This window comes from uncultured Allobosea sp. (assembly GCF_945957345.1).
Lineage (GTDB): Bacteria > Pseudomonadota > Alphaproteobacteria > Rhizobiales > Beijerinckiaceae > Allobosea.
Window position 1 is genome coordinate 1 of sequence record NZ_CAMFKW010000044.1, and the last position, 14,885, is coordinate 14,885.

Consider the following 14,885-nt stretch of genomic DNA (forward strand, 5'->3'; position numbering starts at 1 on the left):
AGGCCGAGGCGCTCGACGCGATGCTCGACGGCAAGGGGCTGAAGCTCGATGCCGTGCTCGAGCTCAAGGTCGACCAGACCAAGCTCGTCGACCGCATCGTCCATCGCGCCGAAGAGGCGAAGGCGGCCGGGCAGCCGGTGCGCAAGGACGACGACCCGGAGGTCTTCAAGACCCGGCTCGAGGCCTATAACCGCGATACCGCAGTGGTCGCTCCCTATTACGAGAAGCGCGGCCAGCTGACGGCGATCGACGGCATGCAGCCGATCGACAGCGTTTCGCAGGCGATCACCGACGCGCTTTCGGTGGCGGCTCAGGGCTGATCGGCTCTCCAGCATCATACATTCGAACCCGGGCGGACCTGACGGTCCGTCCGGGTTTCTCGTTTCGGCGGTGCGCTTTTGCGCGGATGCCTTTGCCTTTTCTCGGTCCGCCCGTGCGTTGACAGGCCAGTGCCCGGCAGATGTGCTGGAGGCCAATCCGCGCGAAGCGGTGGCAAGCATCCGTCGACCGGGAGGCGAAGCGGCTTTCCAGGTCCGGAGGCAGGACAGGGAGCAGGCGCATGACGAGGTTTGGAGCGTTGCTGGTCGCGAGCACGCTGGCGCTGATGCCGGCGGCGGCGCGGGCACAGGACGCGGTGAAGATCGGCATCCTCAACGACCAGTCGGGCAATTATGCCGAATTCGGCGGCCTCGGTTCGGTCGAGGCCGCGAAGATGGCGATCGAGGATTTCGGCGGTTCCGTGCTGGGCAAGCCTATCGAGATCGTCTCCGCCGACCACCAGAACAAGCCGGATATCGCCGTCGGGCTGGCGCGGCGCTGGTACGATGTGGATGGCGTCACCGCGATCGCGGACCTCACCAACTCCGCCGTTGCGCTGGGCGTGGCCGGCATCGCCAGGGAAAAGCAGAAGATCGCGCTCTATAATGGCCCGGCGACGACGCGCCTCTTCAACGAGGACTGCACGGCGACCGGCTTCATGTGGACCTTCGACACCGCGACCTCGGCCAAGGGCACGGCGGTTTCGGTGCTGCGCGAAGGCGGCGACAGCTGGTACATCATCGCCGCCGACTACGCCTTCGGCCATCAGCTCACCGCCGACATCGAGACGATCGTGAAGGCCAATGGCGGCAAGACGCTGGGCGCGGTGCGTGCGCCGCTGGGCACGCCGGACTTTTCCTCCTTCCTGCTGCAGGCGCAGGCCTCCAAGGCCAAGATCGTCGCCTTCGCCAATGCCGGCACCGACACGATCAACTCGATCAAGCAGGCGGGCGAGTTCGGCCTGGTCGATGGCGGCCAGAAGCTCGCAGCGATGGTCGTGGTGCTGAGCGACGTTCACGGGCTCGGCCTCGACAAGGCCAAGGGGCTGATCACCACCACTGCCTATTACCACGACGCCGACAAGCCGAGCCGCGACTTCGCCGACCGCTACATGGCGCGGACCAAGAAGATGCCGGGCATGATTCAGGCCAGCGTCTATTCCTCGGTGCTGCACTATCTCAAGGCGGTGAAGGCAGCCGGCACGGCGGCCGGCCCTGCGGTCGCGGCGAAGATGAAGGAGATGCCGGTCGAGGATTTCTACGCGCCGGGCGCGAAGGTCCGCGAGGACGGCCGGCTGATGAACGACATGCTGCTGGTCGAGGTGAAGAAGCCGGCCGAATCGAAGGCGCCGTGGGATTACTTCAAGGTCGTCCGCAAGATCCCGGCGGCCGAGATCATCGCGCCACTCTCGGAGAGCAAGTGCAGTCTGGTGAAGAAATAGGGCGGGGTGCCTGCGCCGGAAGGCCGTCATGCCGGATCGACGCGGCGTCGCCACTTGCCCGGAATGACGAAGCACCCTATATGGCAATCGCGGCTACCGCCTTGACCTCGCAGTGCTTCGGCCGCTTCATGGCCTTGGCATGTTTCTTGGTTGCGACGGGTTGACTCGTTGCGCCCAACCCGTTAACGAGCCGCCATCCGGTTTCATGGGAGCGATGCCGTTGCCTTCGCGAGAAGGGACGACGTCGCATTATCGCGTGGAGCCGTTCAACGTCCTGCATGAGCCGGCCTCCACCGGACGCGGGATTTTTCCCACCGCCGGGGTGCCATCGGGTGCTTCGGCCGACATGGAGATGAGACCATGGCTCGTATCGCGGGCGTCAACATTCCCACCGGCAAGCGCGTCGTCATCGGCCTGCAGTACATCCACGGCATTGGCGCGGCCAAGGCCCAGGAGATCGTCGAGAAGGTCGGCATCGCGCCGGAGCGCCGCGTCAACCAGCTGACCGACGCCGAAGTCCTGCAGATCCGCGAGACGATCGACCGCGACTACCTCGTCGAGGGCGACCTGCGCCGCGAAGTCTCGATGAACATCAAGCGCCTGATGGACCTCGGCTGCTATCGCGGCCTGCGTCATCGCCGCTCGCTGCCGGTCCGCGGCCAGCGCACGCACACCAACGCCCGCACCCGCAAGGGCAAGGCGAAGCCGATCGCCGGCAAGAAGAAGTGATTTCGGCGGGCCGGTAATCCGGCCCGCCGTCTATACGCCGGCCGGTCCGCTCACGGGCCGCCGGCATCCCCAGCGCCTGGCATGACGGGCGCGCCTGAAGGATGGAAGAAGAGATATGGCCAAGGAAGCCCAGCGCGTCCGTCGTCGCGAACGCAAGAACATCGTCTCCGGCGTCGCGCATGTGAACGCCTCGTTCAACAACACCATGATCACCATCACCGACGCGCAGGGCAATACGATCTCGTGGTCGTCGGCCGGTACGATGGGCTTCAAGGGCTCGCGCAAGTCGACCCCCTACGCCGCCCAGGTCGCCGCCGAGGACGCCGCCCGCAAGGCTGCCGAGCATGGCATGCGCACCCTCGAGGTCGAGGTGACCGGTCCGGGTTCGGGCCGCGAGTCGGCTCTTCGCGCTCTCCAGGCCGCGGGTTTCACCGTGACCTCGATCCGCGACGTGACGCCGATCCCGCACAATGGCTGCCGTCCGCGCAAGCGCCGTCGCGTCTGACGCCTGACTTGGTAAGCCTCAGGGCGCCCGCAGGGGCGGGCGCCTGTCCGGGGCGGCGGTGGCCGCCAGAAGAATTCAGCACCAGGAGTGCGGTCGTGATCAGCAAGAACTGGCAGGATCTTTCCAAGCCGAACAAGCTCGAAGTGAAGGTCGGAGACGACCCGAAACGTCAGGCGACTGTGGTTGCGCGTCCGCTCGAGCGCGGCTTCGGCATGACGCTCGGCAATGCGCTCCGTCGCGTGCTGCTGTCGTCGCTCCAGGGCGCGGCCGTGACCGCCGTCCAGATCGACGGCGTTCTCCACGAGTTCTCCTCGATTCCTGGCGTCCGTGAGGACGTCACCGACATCGTCCTCAACATCAAGGCCGTCGCGGTCAAGATGCAGGGCGAGGGCCCGAAGCGCATGACCCTGCGCAAGTCCGGCCCGGGCACCGTCACCGCCGGCGACATCAACACCATCGGCGACGTGTCGATCCTGAACCCCGACCTCGTGCTCTGCACGCTGGATGACGGGGCCGAGATCCGCATGGAGTTCACGGTCAACACCGGCAAGGGCTATGTGCCGGCCGAGCAGAACCGCCCCGAGGACGCGCCGATCGGCCTGATCCCGGTCGACAGCCTGTACTCGCCGGTCAAGAAGGTCTCCTACCGCGTCGAGAACACCCGCGAGGGCCAGAACCTCGACAAGGACTCGCTGACGCTGGCGATCGAGACCAATGGCTCGGTCACCCCCGAGGACGCGCTGGCGCTCGCCGCCCGCATCCTGCAGGACCAGCTCGCGGTGTTCATCACCTTCGAGGAGCCGCGCAAGGAAGAGGCCGTCTCGACCGCGCCGCAGCTGCCCTTCAACCCGGCGCTGCTCAAGAAGGTCGACGAGCTCGAGCTTTCGGTCCGCTCGGCGAACTGCCTCAAGAACGACAACATCGTCTATATCGGCGACCTCATCCAGAAGTCCGAGGGCGAGATGCTGCGCACCCCGAACTTCGGCCGCAAGTCGCTGAACGAGATCAAGGAAGTGCTCGCCACCATGGGCCTGCACCTGGGCATGGATGTCCAGGGCTGGCCGCCGGAGAACATCGAAGAGCTCGCGAAGCGCTTCGAGGAGCACTACTGAGTTTGACGGCGCGGGAGGCATCCCGCGCCAACCCCGCCCGGCTCATCCGAGCCGGAGCATAACGAACGGTCGTTCCGTGGCACGGCGGCCGTAATCAACGAAGGAGCCAAACAATGCGTCACGGTTTCCGCGGTCGTCGTTTCAACCGCTCGGCCGAGCATCGCCAGGCGATGTTCGCCAACATGGCCCAGGCCCTGATCAAGCACGAGCAGATCACCACCACGCTGCCGAAGGCCAAGGACCTGCGTCCGGTCGTCGAGAAGCTGATCACCCTCGGCAAGCGCGGCGACCTGCATGCCCGCCGTCAGGCGATCGCGCAGATCAAGGATGTCGAGCTCGTCGGCAAGCTCTTCGCGGTCCTCGGCCCGCGCTACAAGGAGCGCAACGGCGGCTATCTCCGCATCATGAAGGCGGGCTTCCGCTTCGGCGACAACGCCCCGATGGCGATCATCGAGTTCGTCGACCGCGACGTCGAGGCCAAGGGCAAGGATTCCGGCCCGGTCTTCACGGCTGAAGACGAAGCCGCCTGATCGGCTTCATCCGACTGAATTGGAAAAGGCGGCCTTCGCGGGCCGCCTTTTTCTTTGCCTCGTTGGTGGCCGGAATTGCTTCAGGCCGGCCGCCCTGCCAGCTCTCCTGCGAGATCGACGAGCGTCTCCAGCGGTTGGGCATGGAGATCGTTCTCCGGCGTGACGCCGTAGAGGCCGAAGATGAAGCCGGTCGTCTCGTCGCGCTCGGCAATGCCCATGGCCCAGCCGGGGAAGGAGCGGGCCGCGATCGGTTCCTCGATCAGCAGCCGAACAGCCGCATGGCGCGGATCCATCACGATCCGGCCATAGGTTTCCGTTACGTTGTCTTGCTGCCCTTCCAACACCTGCGCGAAGGCCCTGTCCGTCGCCAGCAGGAAGCCGGTGATGCCGTTCTGGCCGTTGAAGCGGCGGGCGCTTGCCAGCGTCCTGTCGAGTTCGGCGCGGCGATTGGCGTCGACGAGGCGGCTCTCGCTGGCGTACACAAGCCGAATCAGGCTCATCCTGCTCTTCCTATCCGGCCAGGAAAGGCCATATCGGGTTGGGTATGCCGCTGCGGGAACCGCAGGGCGTTACATGGGTATAGCGGGTGCCACGCCTGAACGGGAAACTCCGTGCCGGCGCTTTTTTGTTTCTGAACGAGGATGAGCATGATCCACCGTCCCGCACCATATCGGAAGAGCTTGGCTGCGGCCGCCCTTGCCGGCGCGCTGATGGCAGGCGGGGCGCCGTGGCCGGCGTTCGGCCAGGCGCGGCAAGTGCCCGAGACGCGCGAGCAGGTGACGCTCTCCTTCGCGCCGCTGGTCAAGCAGACGCAGGCCGCGGTCGTGAACGTCTATGGCGCGCGCGTCGAGAAGCGTCCGCAGAACCCCTTTATGGACGACCCGTTCTTCCGCCGCTTCTTCGGCGATGGCGGCTTCGGCGTGCCGCGCGAGCGGGTGCAGCGTTCGCTCGGCTCGGGCGTGATCGTCGATGCCGGCGCCGGCCTCGTGGTGACGAACAACCACGTCATCGAGAACATGAGCGAAGTGAAGGTGGCCTTCGCCGACAAGCGCGAGGTCGAGGCCACGATCCTGTTGCGCGATCCGCGCACCGATCTCGCCGTGCTCAAGCTTGCCGATGCCAAGAACCTGACGGCTATCGAGCTGGCCGATACCGACGAACTCCAGGTCGGCGATATCGTGCTCGCGATGGGCAACCCCTTCGGCGTCGGCCAGACGGTGACGCAGGGCATCGTTTCGGCGCTGGCGCGTACGCAGATCGGCGTCGGCGATGCGCAGTCCTTCATCCAGACCGACGCGGCGATCAATCCCGGCAATTCGGGCGGCGCGCTGATCGACATGAAGGGGCGCGTCGTCGGCATCAACACGGCGATCTATTCGCGCTCCGGCGGCAGCGTCGGCATCGGCTTCGCCATCCCCTCGGCGATGGTGCGCCTCGTCGTCGACAGCGCCAAGGCCGGCGTCAAGACGGTCAAGCGCCCCTGGTTCGGCGCACGGCTGCAGATTCTGACGGCAGACGTCGCCGACGGGCTCGGGCTCGACCGCCCCGCGGGCTCGGTCGTTGCCAGCGTCGTCGAGAAGGGGCCGGCCGATCAGGCTGGCTTGAAGCGCTCGGATGTCATTCTCTCGGTCGACGGTTTCGCGGTCGATGACCCCGAATCCTTCGGCTATCGCTTCGCGACGCGGCCGATCGGCGGCACGACGATGCTGACTGTCCTGCGCGGCGGCAAGCGTATCTCGATTCCCGTGAAGCTGGTCGCGGCGCCCGAGACCCGGCCGCGCGAAATGGTCAAGCTCACGAGCCGTTCGCCGCTCGCCGGCCTGACCGTCGGCAACATGTCGCCGGCTCTGGCCGAGGAGCTCTCGGTCGACACCGGCAACGAGGGCGTAGTCGTCAGTGAGGTCGAAGAGGGCAGCACCGCTGCCAACATCGGCTTCCAGAAGGGCGACATGATCAAGGCGCTGAACGGTGAGCAGATGAACACGTCGCGCGAGGTCGAAGCGATCCTCAAGGATCGCAAGCGCGCCTGGGAGGTGACGATCATCCGCAACGGTCAGACGATCACGTCGGTCTTCCCGGGGTGAGCGACCTGTTTTCAGCCTCGGGGCTGGACAAGTCCGGCCCGCGGCCGCTTGCCGACCGCTTGCGGCCGACGACGCTCGCCGAGGTGGCGGGTCAGGAACATCTGACTGGGCCGGACGGCGCGCTGACCCGGCTCGTGGCCTCCGGGACGATCGGCAGCCTGATCTTCTGGGGGCCGCCCGGCACCGGCAAGACGACGGTAGCGCGGCTGCTCGCCGGGCTGGTCGATCTCGGCTTCGAGCAGATCAGCGCGATCTTCTCCGGCGTCGCCGATCTCAAGAAGGTGTTCGAGGCCGCGCGCGGGCGCCGCCTCGGCGGCCGGGGCACGCTGCTTTTCGTCGACGAGATCCATCGCTTCAACCGCGCCCAGCTCGACGCCTTCTTGCCCGTCATGGAAGACGGCACGATCACGCTGATCGGCGCCACGACCGAGAACCCGTCCTTCGCGCTCAATGCTGCTCTGCTGTCGCGGGCGCGCATGCTGACGTTCAAATCGCTGGACGAGGGCTCGCTGCTCTTCCTGCTCGGCCGGGCCGAGGTCCTGGAAGGCAAGGAGCTGCCGCTGACGCCGGAGGCGCGGCTCGCGTTGGCGCGCTTCGCCGATGGCGACGGGCGTGCTGTACTGACTCTGGCAGAGGAGATCTGGCGGGCGGCGAAACCCGGCGAGATCCTCGACGAGCACGGCTTGTCCGAAGTGATCCAGCGCCGCGCGCCGATCTACGACAAGGCACAGGACGGCCACTACAACCTGATCTCCGCCTTGCACAAGACGATCCGCGGCTCCGATCCCGATGCTGCGCTCTACTATTTCGCGCGCATGCTCGATGCCGGTGAGGACCCGCGTTTCCTGGCGCGCAGGCTGGTCCGGATGGCAGTGGAGGATATCGGGCTCGCCGATCCGCAGGCGCTGCTGCATGCGCGCGCCGCTGCGCAAACCTATGAGCAACTCGGCACGCCGGAAGGCGAGCTCGCGCTGGCCAATTGCGTGATCTACCTGGCGACCGCGCCGAAATCGAATGCCGCCTACACCGCCTACAAGGCGGCAGTGCGGGTGGCGAAGGAGCGGGGATCCCTGACGCCGCCCAAGACCATCCTCAACGCACCGACCAAGCTGATGCGCGAAGAGGGCTATGGCGCCGATTACGCCTATGATCATGACCAGCCCGATGCCTTTTCCGGGCAGAACTACTGGCCGGAGGTGCTCGGACGGCAGCGCTTCTACGATCCGCCGGAACGCGGTTTCGAGCGCGAGATCCGCAAGCGCCTGGAATACTGGGAACGGCTGCGGCAGGAGCGGGGGGAATAGCGATGCTGGCGCGCCTGCTCCTGATCGTGCCCTCGGTGATCGCGGGCTGGTTCGTTTCGAAGGACGATGTCTCCTATTGGGTCGTCGCTTTCGCGATCGCGCTGGTCTTCATCGTGCTGACCATCGCCTTCGAGCTTTACGTGCATCCGCGGCTGAGGAGGCGCGGCGACTCGTAGCCCGCTCTCAGCTGCGGCAGGTGAACGGCAGGAAGGTGCCGGACATGCCGCTGTTCATCGCCATCAGGACGAGGCGGTTCGCAAGCTCCAGCTCCTCCTTGCTGCGGGCGCAGACTTCGGCGCGAGCCTGGCAGTTCGACGCGAGGAAGGCGTCGTGGCTGGCGAGGAATTCAGCACTCAGGCCCTTCTTGCCGAGATAGGCGATCGACTGATCATAGGCCTTCCGGTAGCGGTTGCACTTCTCCGTCGGCCAGTCCGTGCCGCCGCTCTGCTGCGAGAGGGCAAGCGTGCTGCCCATGGTCACCAAGGAGGCGACCATGCCGGCTTTGGCGATACGCGCTTGAAGATCCATCGTTTCCATTCCTATCGCCTGCGCCGGGTTCGTTTCTATTGTCGGCTTGCTGCCCGGTTGCACGGAGCCGTGTAATTGCGGCGGATTTCGTTTGTGCAAGGCGGCTGTGCGCTCTATTCCACAACGATGATCTCCACCGCTTTCGTCTTCGTCGGCGCCGGCATCGGCGGCGCCCTGCGCCACGGCATCAATACCGTCTCGCCGCGCTGGTTCGGCATGGGGTTCCCTTATGGGACCATGGCCATCAACATCATCGGCTCCGCCCTGATGGGGCTCGTCGCCGGCTGGTTTGCCTTCCGCGCCGGGGAGGGCGTGCCGCAGCACCTCCGCCTGTTCCTGGCGACAGGCATCCTCGGCGGTTTCACCACCTTCTCGGCCTTCTCGCTCGATGCCGTCCTGCTCTGGGAGCGCGGCGAGACGATGCTGGCGGCCACTTATGTGATCGGCTCGGTTATGTTGTCGCTGGCGGCGCTGATCGGTGGCCTCGCGATGATGCGGAGCATGTCATGAAGGCGGGCGGGAAAGGCCCTGGCGGCAAGGGCGCCGGGAGCAAGGGCACCGGAGGCCCCTCGCGCGGCGGGAAGCCGCCAGCGGCGGGTGCGCCGCGTGGCAAGCGGCCGAGCCATGATGCCCGGCGTCGTGCCGCGGCGCGCCCGACCGGCGGCGAGGAGCGCGCGCAGCGCCCAGCCCGTCTGCGGCCGATGGAGGAAGCTGCTCCCAAGCCGACCCGCGCGCAGGTCAAGGCCGAAACCGCACAGGTGCTCTCGACCGGCGTGCAGCAGCTCGTGGTGACGCCGGACGAGAACGAGATGCGGATCGACCGCTTCCTCGAGGCGCGCTTCCCGCAGCTCTCCTTCAGCCATATCCAGCGCATCGTCCGGAAGGGCGAGTTGCGGGTCGACGGCAAACGCGCCGACAGCAAGGACCGGCTGAGCGAGGGCCAGACCGTGCGCATCCCGCCGCTGAGGCTGGAGGAGCAGGCCGAGCGCCCGCGCTCGGCCAAGGCCGATGCCGACACGATCGGCTTCCTGCGCTCGATCACGCTCTACGAGGACGACGACGTCATGGTCCTCAACAAGCCGGCGGGGCTTGCCGTGCAGGGCGGCTCGGGTACGACGCGCCATGTCGACCAGATGCTGGAGGCGCTGACGGGCAAGGATGGGCAGAAGCCGCGCCTCGTCCACCGCCTCGACAAGGATACGGCCGGCTGCCTCGTCATCGCCAAGTCGCGCTTTGCGGCGGCGACGCTGGCCAAGACCTTCCGTTCGCGCTCGGCCCGCAAGGTCTATTGGGCGTTGGTCGTCGGCGTGCCGCGCGTGCGACAGGGCCGGATCTCGACCTATCTCGCCCGCGAGGAGGCCTATGACGGCGACCAGCGCATGGCGGTCGCCAAGCATGGCGAGGATGGCGCGATGCATGCGGTGACCTATTACGCGGTGGTGGAGACGGCAGCGCAGAAGCTCGCCTGGCTGTCGCTCAAGCCTGTGACCGGGCGCACACACCAGCTGCGCGCCCACACGACCCATATCGGCCATCCGATCATCGGCGATCCCAAATATTTCAACATCCAGAACTGGGAACTGCCCGGCGGCATCCAGAACAAGCTGCACCTGCTGGCGCGGCGGATCGTGCTGCCGCATCCGCGCGGCAAGGGCACGATCGATGTGAGCGCGCCGCTGCCGCCGCATATGCGGCAGAGCTGGAACCTGCTCGGCTTCGACGACGCGCCCTATGACCCGATCGTCGAGGCCCCCGACGAGTGAGATTTCCCTTGATGGGATGACGAAACGTAAGAGAACAGTTGCGGAACAAAACGCTTTCTGTTCTATTGATGTTCTCGTCATCGGAGGGGCTGACCATGCGTTCGATCTGGATCGTTTCCGCCTTTGTTCTCGGCCTTGTCGGGGCCGCTCAGGCACAGACTGCCGTGCCCGCGAAAGCGCCGGCGCAGACCGTCGCTGCGGCACCGACGGATGAGCCGATTCCGCGCACTGAGCGGGCCAAGGCGCGGCAGGATTGCGTCTCCGAGAACATCGCGCTCACGGGCGACGATCTGCGTGCGGCGATGCGGATCTGCATGCAGGGCAAATTCCCCGGCGTGCAGCTCTATGCCCGCGACGGCGTGACCCGCGATGGAAAGCCGACGGCAGTGGCGGCGCGGGCGGCCTGCAAGGAGGAGGTCGACGGGCGCAAGCTCGAAGGTTCGGAGCGGATCGCGGCTCTGACCGCCTGCTTCAACGGCAAGCGGCCGGACCTTGCCCAGCGCTCCGAATGCCGCAAGGAAGCGCGGGCCAAAGGGCTCGACGGCGCCGATCTGCGCAAGGCTGTCGATGCCTGCGCCCGCGAGGCCAAGGGCTGACTGCTCGCGAGCGGGATGAAGCCATGCCGGGCCTGCAGTGGATCGCCCGCGCGATCCGGGCTAAAGCGCCGGCATGGATCTCATCATCTTCGATCTCGACGGCACGCTGATCAATTCCGAGGCGATCATCCTCGGCGCGCAATACGAGACCTTCAAGCTCTGCGGGAGGGCGCATCCGGGCCGCGAGGCCGGGCTCGGCATCGTCGGGCTCACCCTGGATATCGCGCTAGCGCAACTTGCTGGCTTGACCGAGCCTGACGATGTGCTGACCGAGACCTATCGCCAGGTCTTCAGCGCGATGCGGGTGCAGGCCGAGAGCGATCCTTCGCTGGACGAGCCGCTGTTCGCGGGCGTTGCGGAAACGCTGGCCGAGCTGAAGCGCCATGGCGGGCTGAAGCTCGGCATCGCCACCGGCAAGTCGCGCAAGGGGGCCGAGTTCATTGTTGCCCGGCATGGCTGGGAAGGCCTGTTCGACACGGTGCAGTCGGCGGACGATCCACCGTCGAAGCCGCATCCCGGCATGATCCAGCGGGCGATGGCGGAGACGGGAGCAGCTCCGGAGCGTACCGCGATGGTCGGCGACAGCTCCTTCGATATCGAGATGGCGGTGGCGGCCGGCGTCGTGCCCGTCGCTGTGTCCTGGGGCTTCCAGCCGGTCGAGAAGCTCGTCTCGCTCGGCGCCCGGCATGTGCTGCGGGAGTTTCAGGAACTGCCGACGGCGCTGGGGTTGCCGAAGGCCGTGGCAGCGTAGAAGTGCCCAAAAGCATCGCTTGATTTCGAGGCGCAGCCCTTGTCATTCCGGGGCGCGCCAACGGCGCGAACCCGGAACCCACGACTGGGTGAGGCCTCGGGCACTTGGTTGCAGGCGGCATGCCCAATCGTGGGTTCCAGGTTCTTCGCGATGCGAAGCCCCGGAATGACAAAGGGGCGGGCCGGAAACGATCGGTCGTCAGGCCGGATCTGTGTGCGGGAATGCCTTTTCCCGATCCGATCTCGCCATGCTCGTCTGCATGCCCTCAAGCGGCGGCAAGTACCCGGCGTGCTTGCCGTGGCGCGGGCTGGAGGTCGCTGTCCGCGGCGCCCCCGCCTTGCTCGCCAGTAACATCTTCGCAACCAAGCCGACTCAGTTCCGTTTAACCTGAATAACCGTTCAGATTTGCGCGTTAACCACCTGATGCCGAGGCGGGGTGCATGGTGTTCCCACAACAGGGACGTACCGGCACAAAACAACGCCGGACAGGGGTTCGAACATGATGGATCATGAGCTTCGTGAATTCGTCGATCGCGTGATGGATCGTTGCGCGATCGACGAAGAAGACGTCAAGATGCTTCACCGTAACATCTTGAGCGACATCGTCATCACGCGGGACATCGTCGATGTCCTCATCGCGCTCGACCGGGCCGTGCCGCAAAGCTGCAAAGCCTATGCGAATTACATGGTGGCGCTGGTCGTCGACTTCGCCGTCTGGGAGAACCGCCCGACCGGCGTGATCGATCGCGACAAGGCGCATTGGCTGGTCACGACGCTCTCGGCCGGCGAGGGGCCGACTGCGACCGCCCAGCGCATCGCCAACGAGATCGTCCGCGAGGCCGAGCATTGCGACGAGACGCTGCTTGCCTTCGCCTTCGCCAAGGGCTCGGCGAAGGCCGTGGTCCGTGCCGGTGTCGGCGCCGCCCCGCGCGTCCTGCTCGCGAGCTGAGCCAGCGTCATTCCCGGGCTTGGCCAGAGAATATTGGACCGAAGGAGGCAAGCGCTTCCTGCCAGAGCTGCCCGGGTCAGGCCCGGGCATGACGGCGTCGGGCCGCACGTTCTCTGACAGGGCGTGGTACCCCGGACCTGTGCATCCTTGCACAACGGCTTGGCCGATAGCCGACTTTCGCATCGGTGGACGGCAGTTGCGGCATCCCATAGACCCCGGCTATTGCAGTCTGGTCTGAAGCCGGGAGTGGCCGCGCATGTTCTCGAAGATCCTGATCGCGAACCGCGGCGAGATCGCCTGCCGTGTCATCAAGACGGCGCGGCGCATGGGCATCAAGACGGTCGCCGTCTATTCCGACGCGGATCGCGACGCGCTGCATGTCGAGATGGCCGACGAGGCCGTGCATATCGGCGCCGCTCCCGCCGCCCAGTCCTATCTGCTGATCGACAAGATCATCGATGCCTGCAAAGCAACGGGCGCCGAGGCCGTGCATCCCGGCTATGGCTTCCTCTCCGAGCGCGAGGCTTTCGCCCAGGCGTTGAAGGATAACGGCATCGTCTTCATAGGCCCCAATCCCGGTGCGATCGCCGCGATGGGCGACAAGATCGAGTCGAAGAAGGCCGCAGCCGCGGCCAAGGTTTCGACCGTTCCCGGCTTCCTCGGCATTATCGAGAGCCCCGAGCATGCCGTGACGATCGCCGATGAGATCGGCTATCCCGTGATGATCAAGGCTTCGGCGGGCGGCGGCGGCAAGGGTATGCGTATCGCCCATTCGGCCGGTGAGGTGGCGGAGGGTTTCGCCCGCGCCAAGTCGGAAGCGGCGTCTTCCTTCGGCGACGACCGCGTCTTCGTCGAGAAGTTCATCGTCGATCCCCGGCATATCGAGATTCAGGTCCTCGGCGACAAGCACGGCAACGTCATCTATCTCGGCGAGCGCGAATGCTCGATCCAGCGCCGTAACCAGAAGGTGCTGGAGGAAGCGCCGTCGCCGCTGCTCGACGAGGCGACCCGCAAGAAGATGGGCGAGCAGGCCGTCGCGCTGGCGAAGGCGGTGAATTACGACTCAGCCGGCACGGTCGAATTCGTCGCCGGCCAGGACAAGTCGTTCTACTTCCTGGAGATGAACACCCGATTGCAGGTCGAGCATCCGGTGACCGAGATGATCACCGGCATCGATCTCGTCGAGCAGATGATCCGTGTCGCCTATGGCGAGAAGCTCGCGATCACGCAGGCCGATGTGAAGCTGGACGGCTGGGCGGTCGAATCCAGAGTCTATGCCGAGGACCCGACCCGCAATTTCCTGCCCTCGACCGGACGTCTCGTGACCTACCGCCCCCCGAGCGAGGGACCGGATGGCGAGGCGATGGTGCGCAACGATACCGGCGTGTTCGAAGGCGGCGAGATCTCGATCTATTACGACCCGATGATCGCCAAGCTCGTGACCCACGCGCCGACGCGCGAGGCCGCGATCAAGGCCCAGGCGCGCGCGCTCGATGCCTTCGCCATCGACGGCATCCGCCACAATATCCCCTTCGTCGCGGCGGTGATGCAGCATCCGCGCTGGATCGCCGGCAATCTCTCGACCGGCTTCATCGCCGAGGAATTTCCGGAAGGCTTCTCGCTGCCGGCGCCGCAGGGTGAGATCGCGCAGCGCATGGCGGCGATCGCGATCGCCTGCGACCACAAGCTCAACCAGCGCAAGCGCCATGTCTCGGCGCAGATGGAAGGCTGGCGCAAGGTCTCCTTCGATCGGCAACGCATCGTCCAGCTCGGCGCGGAGCGCTTCGAGGGCGAGGTGACGGAGCAGGGCGGGGCGGTGATCATCGCCTTCCCGGGCCGCAGCGTCAGTGTCGTCAGCGACTGGGCGCCGGGCGAGCCGGTCTGGCATGGCACGCTCGACGGGGTGAAGGTCGCGGCACAGGTGCGGCCGATCCTGAACGGCGTCGCGCTCGGCCATGCCGGTGCCTATGCCAATGCCCATGTCTACACGCAGCGTGAGGCGGAGCTTGCCGCGCTGATGCCGGAGAAGGTCGCGGCCGATACCGGCAAGTTCCTGCTCTGCCCGATGCCGGGCCTGGTCAAGTCGATCGCGGTCACGGTCGGGCAGGAGGTCAAGGCCGGCGAGCCGCTCGCCATGGTCGAGGCGATGAAGATGGAAAACGTGCTGCGCGCCGAAAAGGACGTCACCATCGCCAAGATTCTGGCGAAGGAGGGCGATTCGCTCGCCGTCGACGCGGTGATCATGGAATTCGCCTGAGCGGACGGTGCATGACGC

General features: G+C 66.2%; 17 protein-coding genes. 15 read left to right on the forward strand and 2 right to left on the reverse strand.

Going from position 1 to position 14,885, the window contains the following annotated elements; translation table 11 throughout:
• From Q0Q36_RS19165 to rplQ, 6 genes are all read left to right on the forward strand, one after another.
• On the forward strand, window positions 1-320 hold a 320-nt coding region (locus Q0Q36_RS19165), incomplete at its 5' end, for a nucleoside monophosphate kinase (RefSeq protein WP_293800421.1).
• Between the two features lie 239 nt (window positions 321-559).
• The gene (locus tag Q0Q36_RS19170) at window positions 560-1,759 is read left to right on the forward strand and encodes an ABC transporter substrate-binding protein (protein ID WP_293800423.1); all 1,200 of its coding nucleotides are present in this window, start codon (window positions 560-562) and stop codon (window positions 1,757-1,759) included.
• 360 nt (window positions 1,760-2,119) lie between these two features.
• The gene (rpsM, locus tag Q0Q36_RS19175) at window positions 2,120-2,488 is read left to right on the forward strand and encodes a 30S ribosomal protein S13 (RefSeq protein WP_112581136.1); all 369 of its coding nucleotides are present in this window, start codon (window positions 2,120-2,122) and stop codon (window positions 2,486-2,488) included.
• Between the two features lie 115 nt (window positions 2,489-2,603).
• Window positions 2,604-2,993 (forward strand): 30S ribosomal protein S11, encoded by a 390-nt coding sequence (gene rpsK / locus Q0Q36_RS19180; RefSeq protein ID WP_043237079.1) that lies wholly within the window; start codon window positions 2,604-2,606, stop codon window positions 2,991-2,993.
• 95 nt (window positions 2,994-3,088) lie between these two features.
• Complete coding sequence (locus tag Q0Q36_RS19185) at window positions 3,089-4,105, forward strand: DNA-directed RNA polymerase subunit alpha (protein ID WP_257731996.1); 1,017 nt, start codon at window positions 3,089-3,091, stop codon at window positions 4,103-4,105.
• Between the two features lie 113 nt (window positions 4,106-4,218).
• The gene (gene rplQ / locus Q0Q36_RS19190; protein ID WP_291667610.1) at window positions 4,219-4,635 is read left to right on the forward strand and encodes a 50S ribosomal protein L17; all 417 of its coding nucleotides are present in this window, start codon (window positions 4,219-4,221) and stop codon (window positions 4,633-4,635) included.
• A gap of 80 nt (window positions 4,636-4,715) precedes the next feature.
• On the opposite strand, the gene Q0Q36_RS19195 is transcribed toward rplQ, so the two are convergent.
• A complete protein-coding gene (locus Q0Q36_RS19195; protein ID WP_293800455.1) occupies window positions 4,716-5,135 on the reverse strand; it encodes a BLUF domain-containing protein in 420 nt (139 codons plus the stop codon).
• 210 nt (window positions 5,136-5,345) lie between these two features.
• On the opposite strand from Q0Q36_RS19195, the gene Q0Q36_RS19200 reads away from it, so the two are divergent.
• The 3 genes from Q0Q36_RS19200 to Q0Q36_RS19210 are packed head-to-tail and all read left to right on the forward strand — an operon-like array spanning window position 5,346 to window position 8,199.
• Window positions 5,346-6,719, forward strand: coding sequence for a Do family serine endopeptidase (locus Q0Q36_RS19200; protein WP_293800533.1), 1,374 nt, complete (start codon window positions 5,346-5,348; stop codon window positions 6,717-6,719).
• Window positions 6,716-8,023, forward strand: coding sequence for a replication-associated recombination protein A (locus tag Q0Q36_RS19205; RefSeq protein ID WP_293800457.1), 1,308 nt, complete (start codon window positions 6,716-6,718; stop codon window positions 8,021-8,023). Before Q0Q36_RS19200 ends, Q0Q36_RS19205 begins: the two co-directional genes overlap by 4 nt.
• A gap of 2 nt (window positions 8,024-8,025) precedes the next feature.
• A complete protein-coding gene (locus Q0Q36_RS19210; RefSeq protein WP_293800459.1) occupies window positions 8,026-8,199 on the forward strand; it encodes a hypothetical protein in 174 nt (57 codons plus the stop codon).
• Window positions 8,200-8,206: 7 nt separating this feature from the next.
• Here the strand turns inward: Q0Q36_RS19210 and Q0Q36_RS19215 are convergent, their stop codons facing one another.
• A complete protein-coding gene (locus Q0Q36_RS19215) occupies window positions 8,207-8,551 on the reverse strand; it encodes a hypothetical protein (protein ID WP_293800461.1) in 345 nt (114 codons plus the stop codon).
• Window positions 8,552-8,677: 126 nt separating this feature from the next.
• On the opposite strand from Q0Q36_RS19215, the gene crcB reads away from it, so the two are divergent.
• The 6 genes from crcB to Q0Q36_RS19245 all read left to right on the forward strand — a co-directional run bounded on the left by crcB (window position 8,678) and on the right by Q0Q36_RS19245 (window position 14,867).
• Entirely contained in the window at window positions 8,678-9,061 is a 384-nt protein-coding gene (gene crcB, locus Q0Q36_RS19220) for a fluoride efflux transporter CrcB (RefSeq protein WP_293800535.1), read from the forward strand.
• Complete coding sequence (locus Q0Q36_RS19225) at window positions 9,058-10,314, forward strand: RluA family pseudouridine synthase (protein ID WP_293800463.1); 1,257 nt, start codon at window positions 9,058-9,060, stop codon at window positions 10,312-10,314. The genes crcB and Q0Q36_RS19225 overlap by 4 nt, the downstream gene beginning before the upstream one ends.
• Window positions 10,315-10,409: 95 nt before the next feature.
• The gene (locus Q0Q36_RS19230; RefSeq protein WP_293800465.1) at window positions 10,410-10,910 is read left to right on the forward strand and encodes a hypothetical protein; all 501 of its coding nucleotides are present in this window, start codon (window positions 10,410-10,412) and stop codon (window positions 10,908-10,910) included.
• Window positions 10,911-10,983: 73 nt separating this feature from the next.
• On the forward strand, window positions 10,984-11,661 hold the full coding sequence (locus tag Q0Q36_RS19235) for an HAD-IA family hydrolase (protein WP_293800467.1): 678 nt from the start codon (window positions 10,984-10,986) through the stop codon (window positions 11,659-11,661).
• 499 nt (window positions 11,662-12,160) lie between these two features.
• Entirely contained in the window at window positions 12,161-12,610 is a 450-nt protein-coding gene (locus tag Q0Q36_RS19240; RefSeq protein ID WP_293800469.1) for a hypothetical protein, read from the forward strand.
• Window positions 12,611-12,866: 256 nt separating this feature from the next.
• Complete coding sequence (locus Q0Q36_RS19245; RefSeq protein ID WP_293800471.1) at window positions 12,867-14,867, forward strand: acetyl/propionyl/methylcrotonyl-CoA carboxylase subunit alpha; 2,001 nt, start codon at window positions 12,867-12,869, stop codon at window positions 14,865-14,867.
• Window positions 14,868-14,885 lie beyond the last annotated feature (18 nt).

Bases quoted from the DNA above. Each gene is read 5' to 3' on its own strand.
- Q0Q36_RS19245 (WP_293800471.1), top strand. From the start codon at position 12,867: ATGTTCTCGAAGATCCTGATCGCGAACCGCGGCGAGATCGCCTGCCGT.
- Q0Q36_RS19170 (WP_293800423.1), top strand. From the start codon at position 560: ATGACGAGGTTTGGAGCGTTGCTGGTCGCGAGCACGCTGGCGCTGATG.
- Q0Q36_RS19195 (WP_293800455.1), bottom strand. From the start codon at position 5,135: ATGAGCCTGATTCGGCTTGTGTACGCCAGCGAGAGCCGCCTCGTCGAC.
- Q0Q36_RS19240 (WP_293800469.1), top strand. From the start codon at position 12,161: ATGATGGATCATGAGCTTCGTGAATTCGTCGATCGCGTGATGGATCGT.
- rpsM (WP_112581136.1), top strand. From the start codon at position 2,120: ATGGCTCGTATCGCGGGCGTCAACATTCCCACCGGCAAGCGCGTCGTC.
- Q0Q36_RS19225 (WP_293800463.1), top strand. From the start codon at position 9,058: ATGAAGGCGGGCGGGAAAGGCCCTGGCGGCAAGGGCGCCGGGAGCAAG.
- Q0Q36_RS19215 (WP_293800461.1), bottom strand. From the start codon at position 8,551: ATGGATCTTCAAGCGCGTATCGCCAAAGCCGGCATGGTCGCCTCCTTG.
- crcB (WP_293800535.1), top strand. From the start codon at position 8,678: ATGATCTCCACCGCTTTCGTCTTCGTCGGCGCCGGCATCGGCGGCGCC.
- rplQ (WP_291667610.1), top strand. From the start codon at position 4,219: ATGCGTCACGGTTTCCGCGGTCGTCGTTTCAACCGCTCGGCCGAGCAT.
- Q0Q36_RS19235 (WP_293800467.1), top strand. From the start codon at position 10,984: ATGGATCTCATCATCTTCGATCTCGACGGCACGCTGATCAATTCCGAG.
- Q0Q36_RS19200 (WP_293800533.1), top strand. From the start codon at position 5,346: ATGGCAGGCGGGGCGCCGTGGCCGGCGTTCGGCCAGGCGCGGCAAGTG.
- Q0Q36_RS19210 (WP_293800459.1), top strand. From the start codon at position 8,026: ATGCTGGCGCGCCTGCTCCTGATCGTGCCCTCGGTGATCGCGGGCTGG.
- rpsK (WP_043237079.1), top strand. From the start codon at position 2,604: ATGGCCAAGGAAGCCCAGCGCGTCCGTCGTCGCGAACGCAAGAACATC.
- Q0Q36_RS19230 (WP_293800465.1), top strand. From the start codon at position 10,410: ATGCGTTCGATCTGGATCGTTTCCGCCTTTGTTCTCGGCCTTGTCGGG.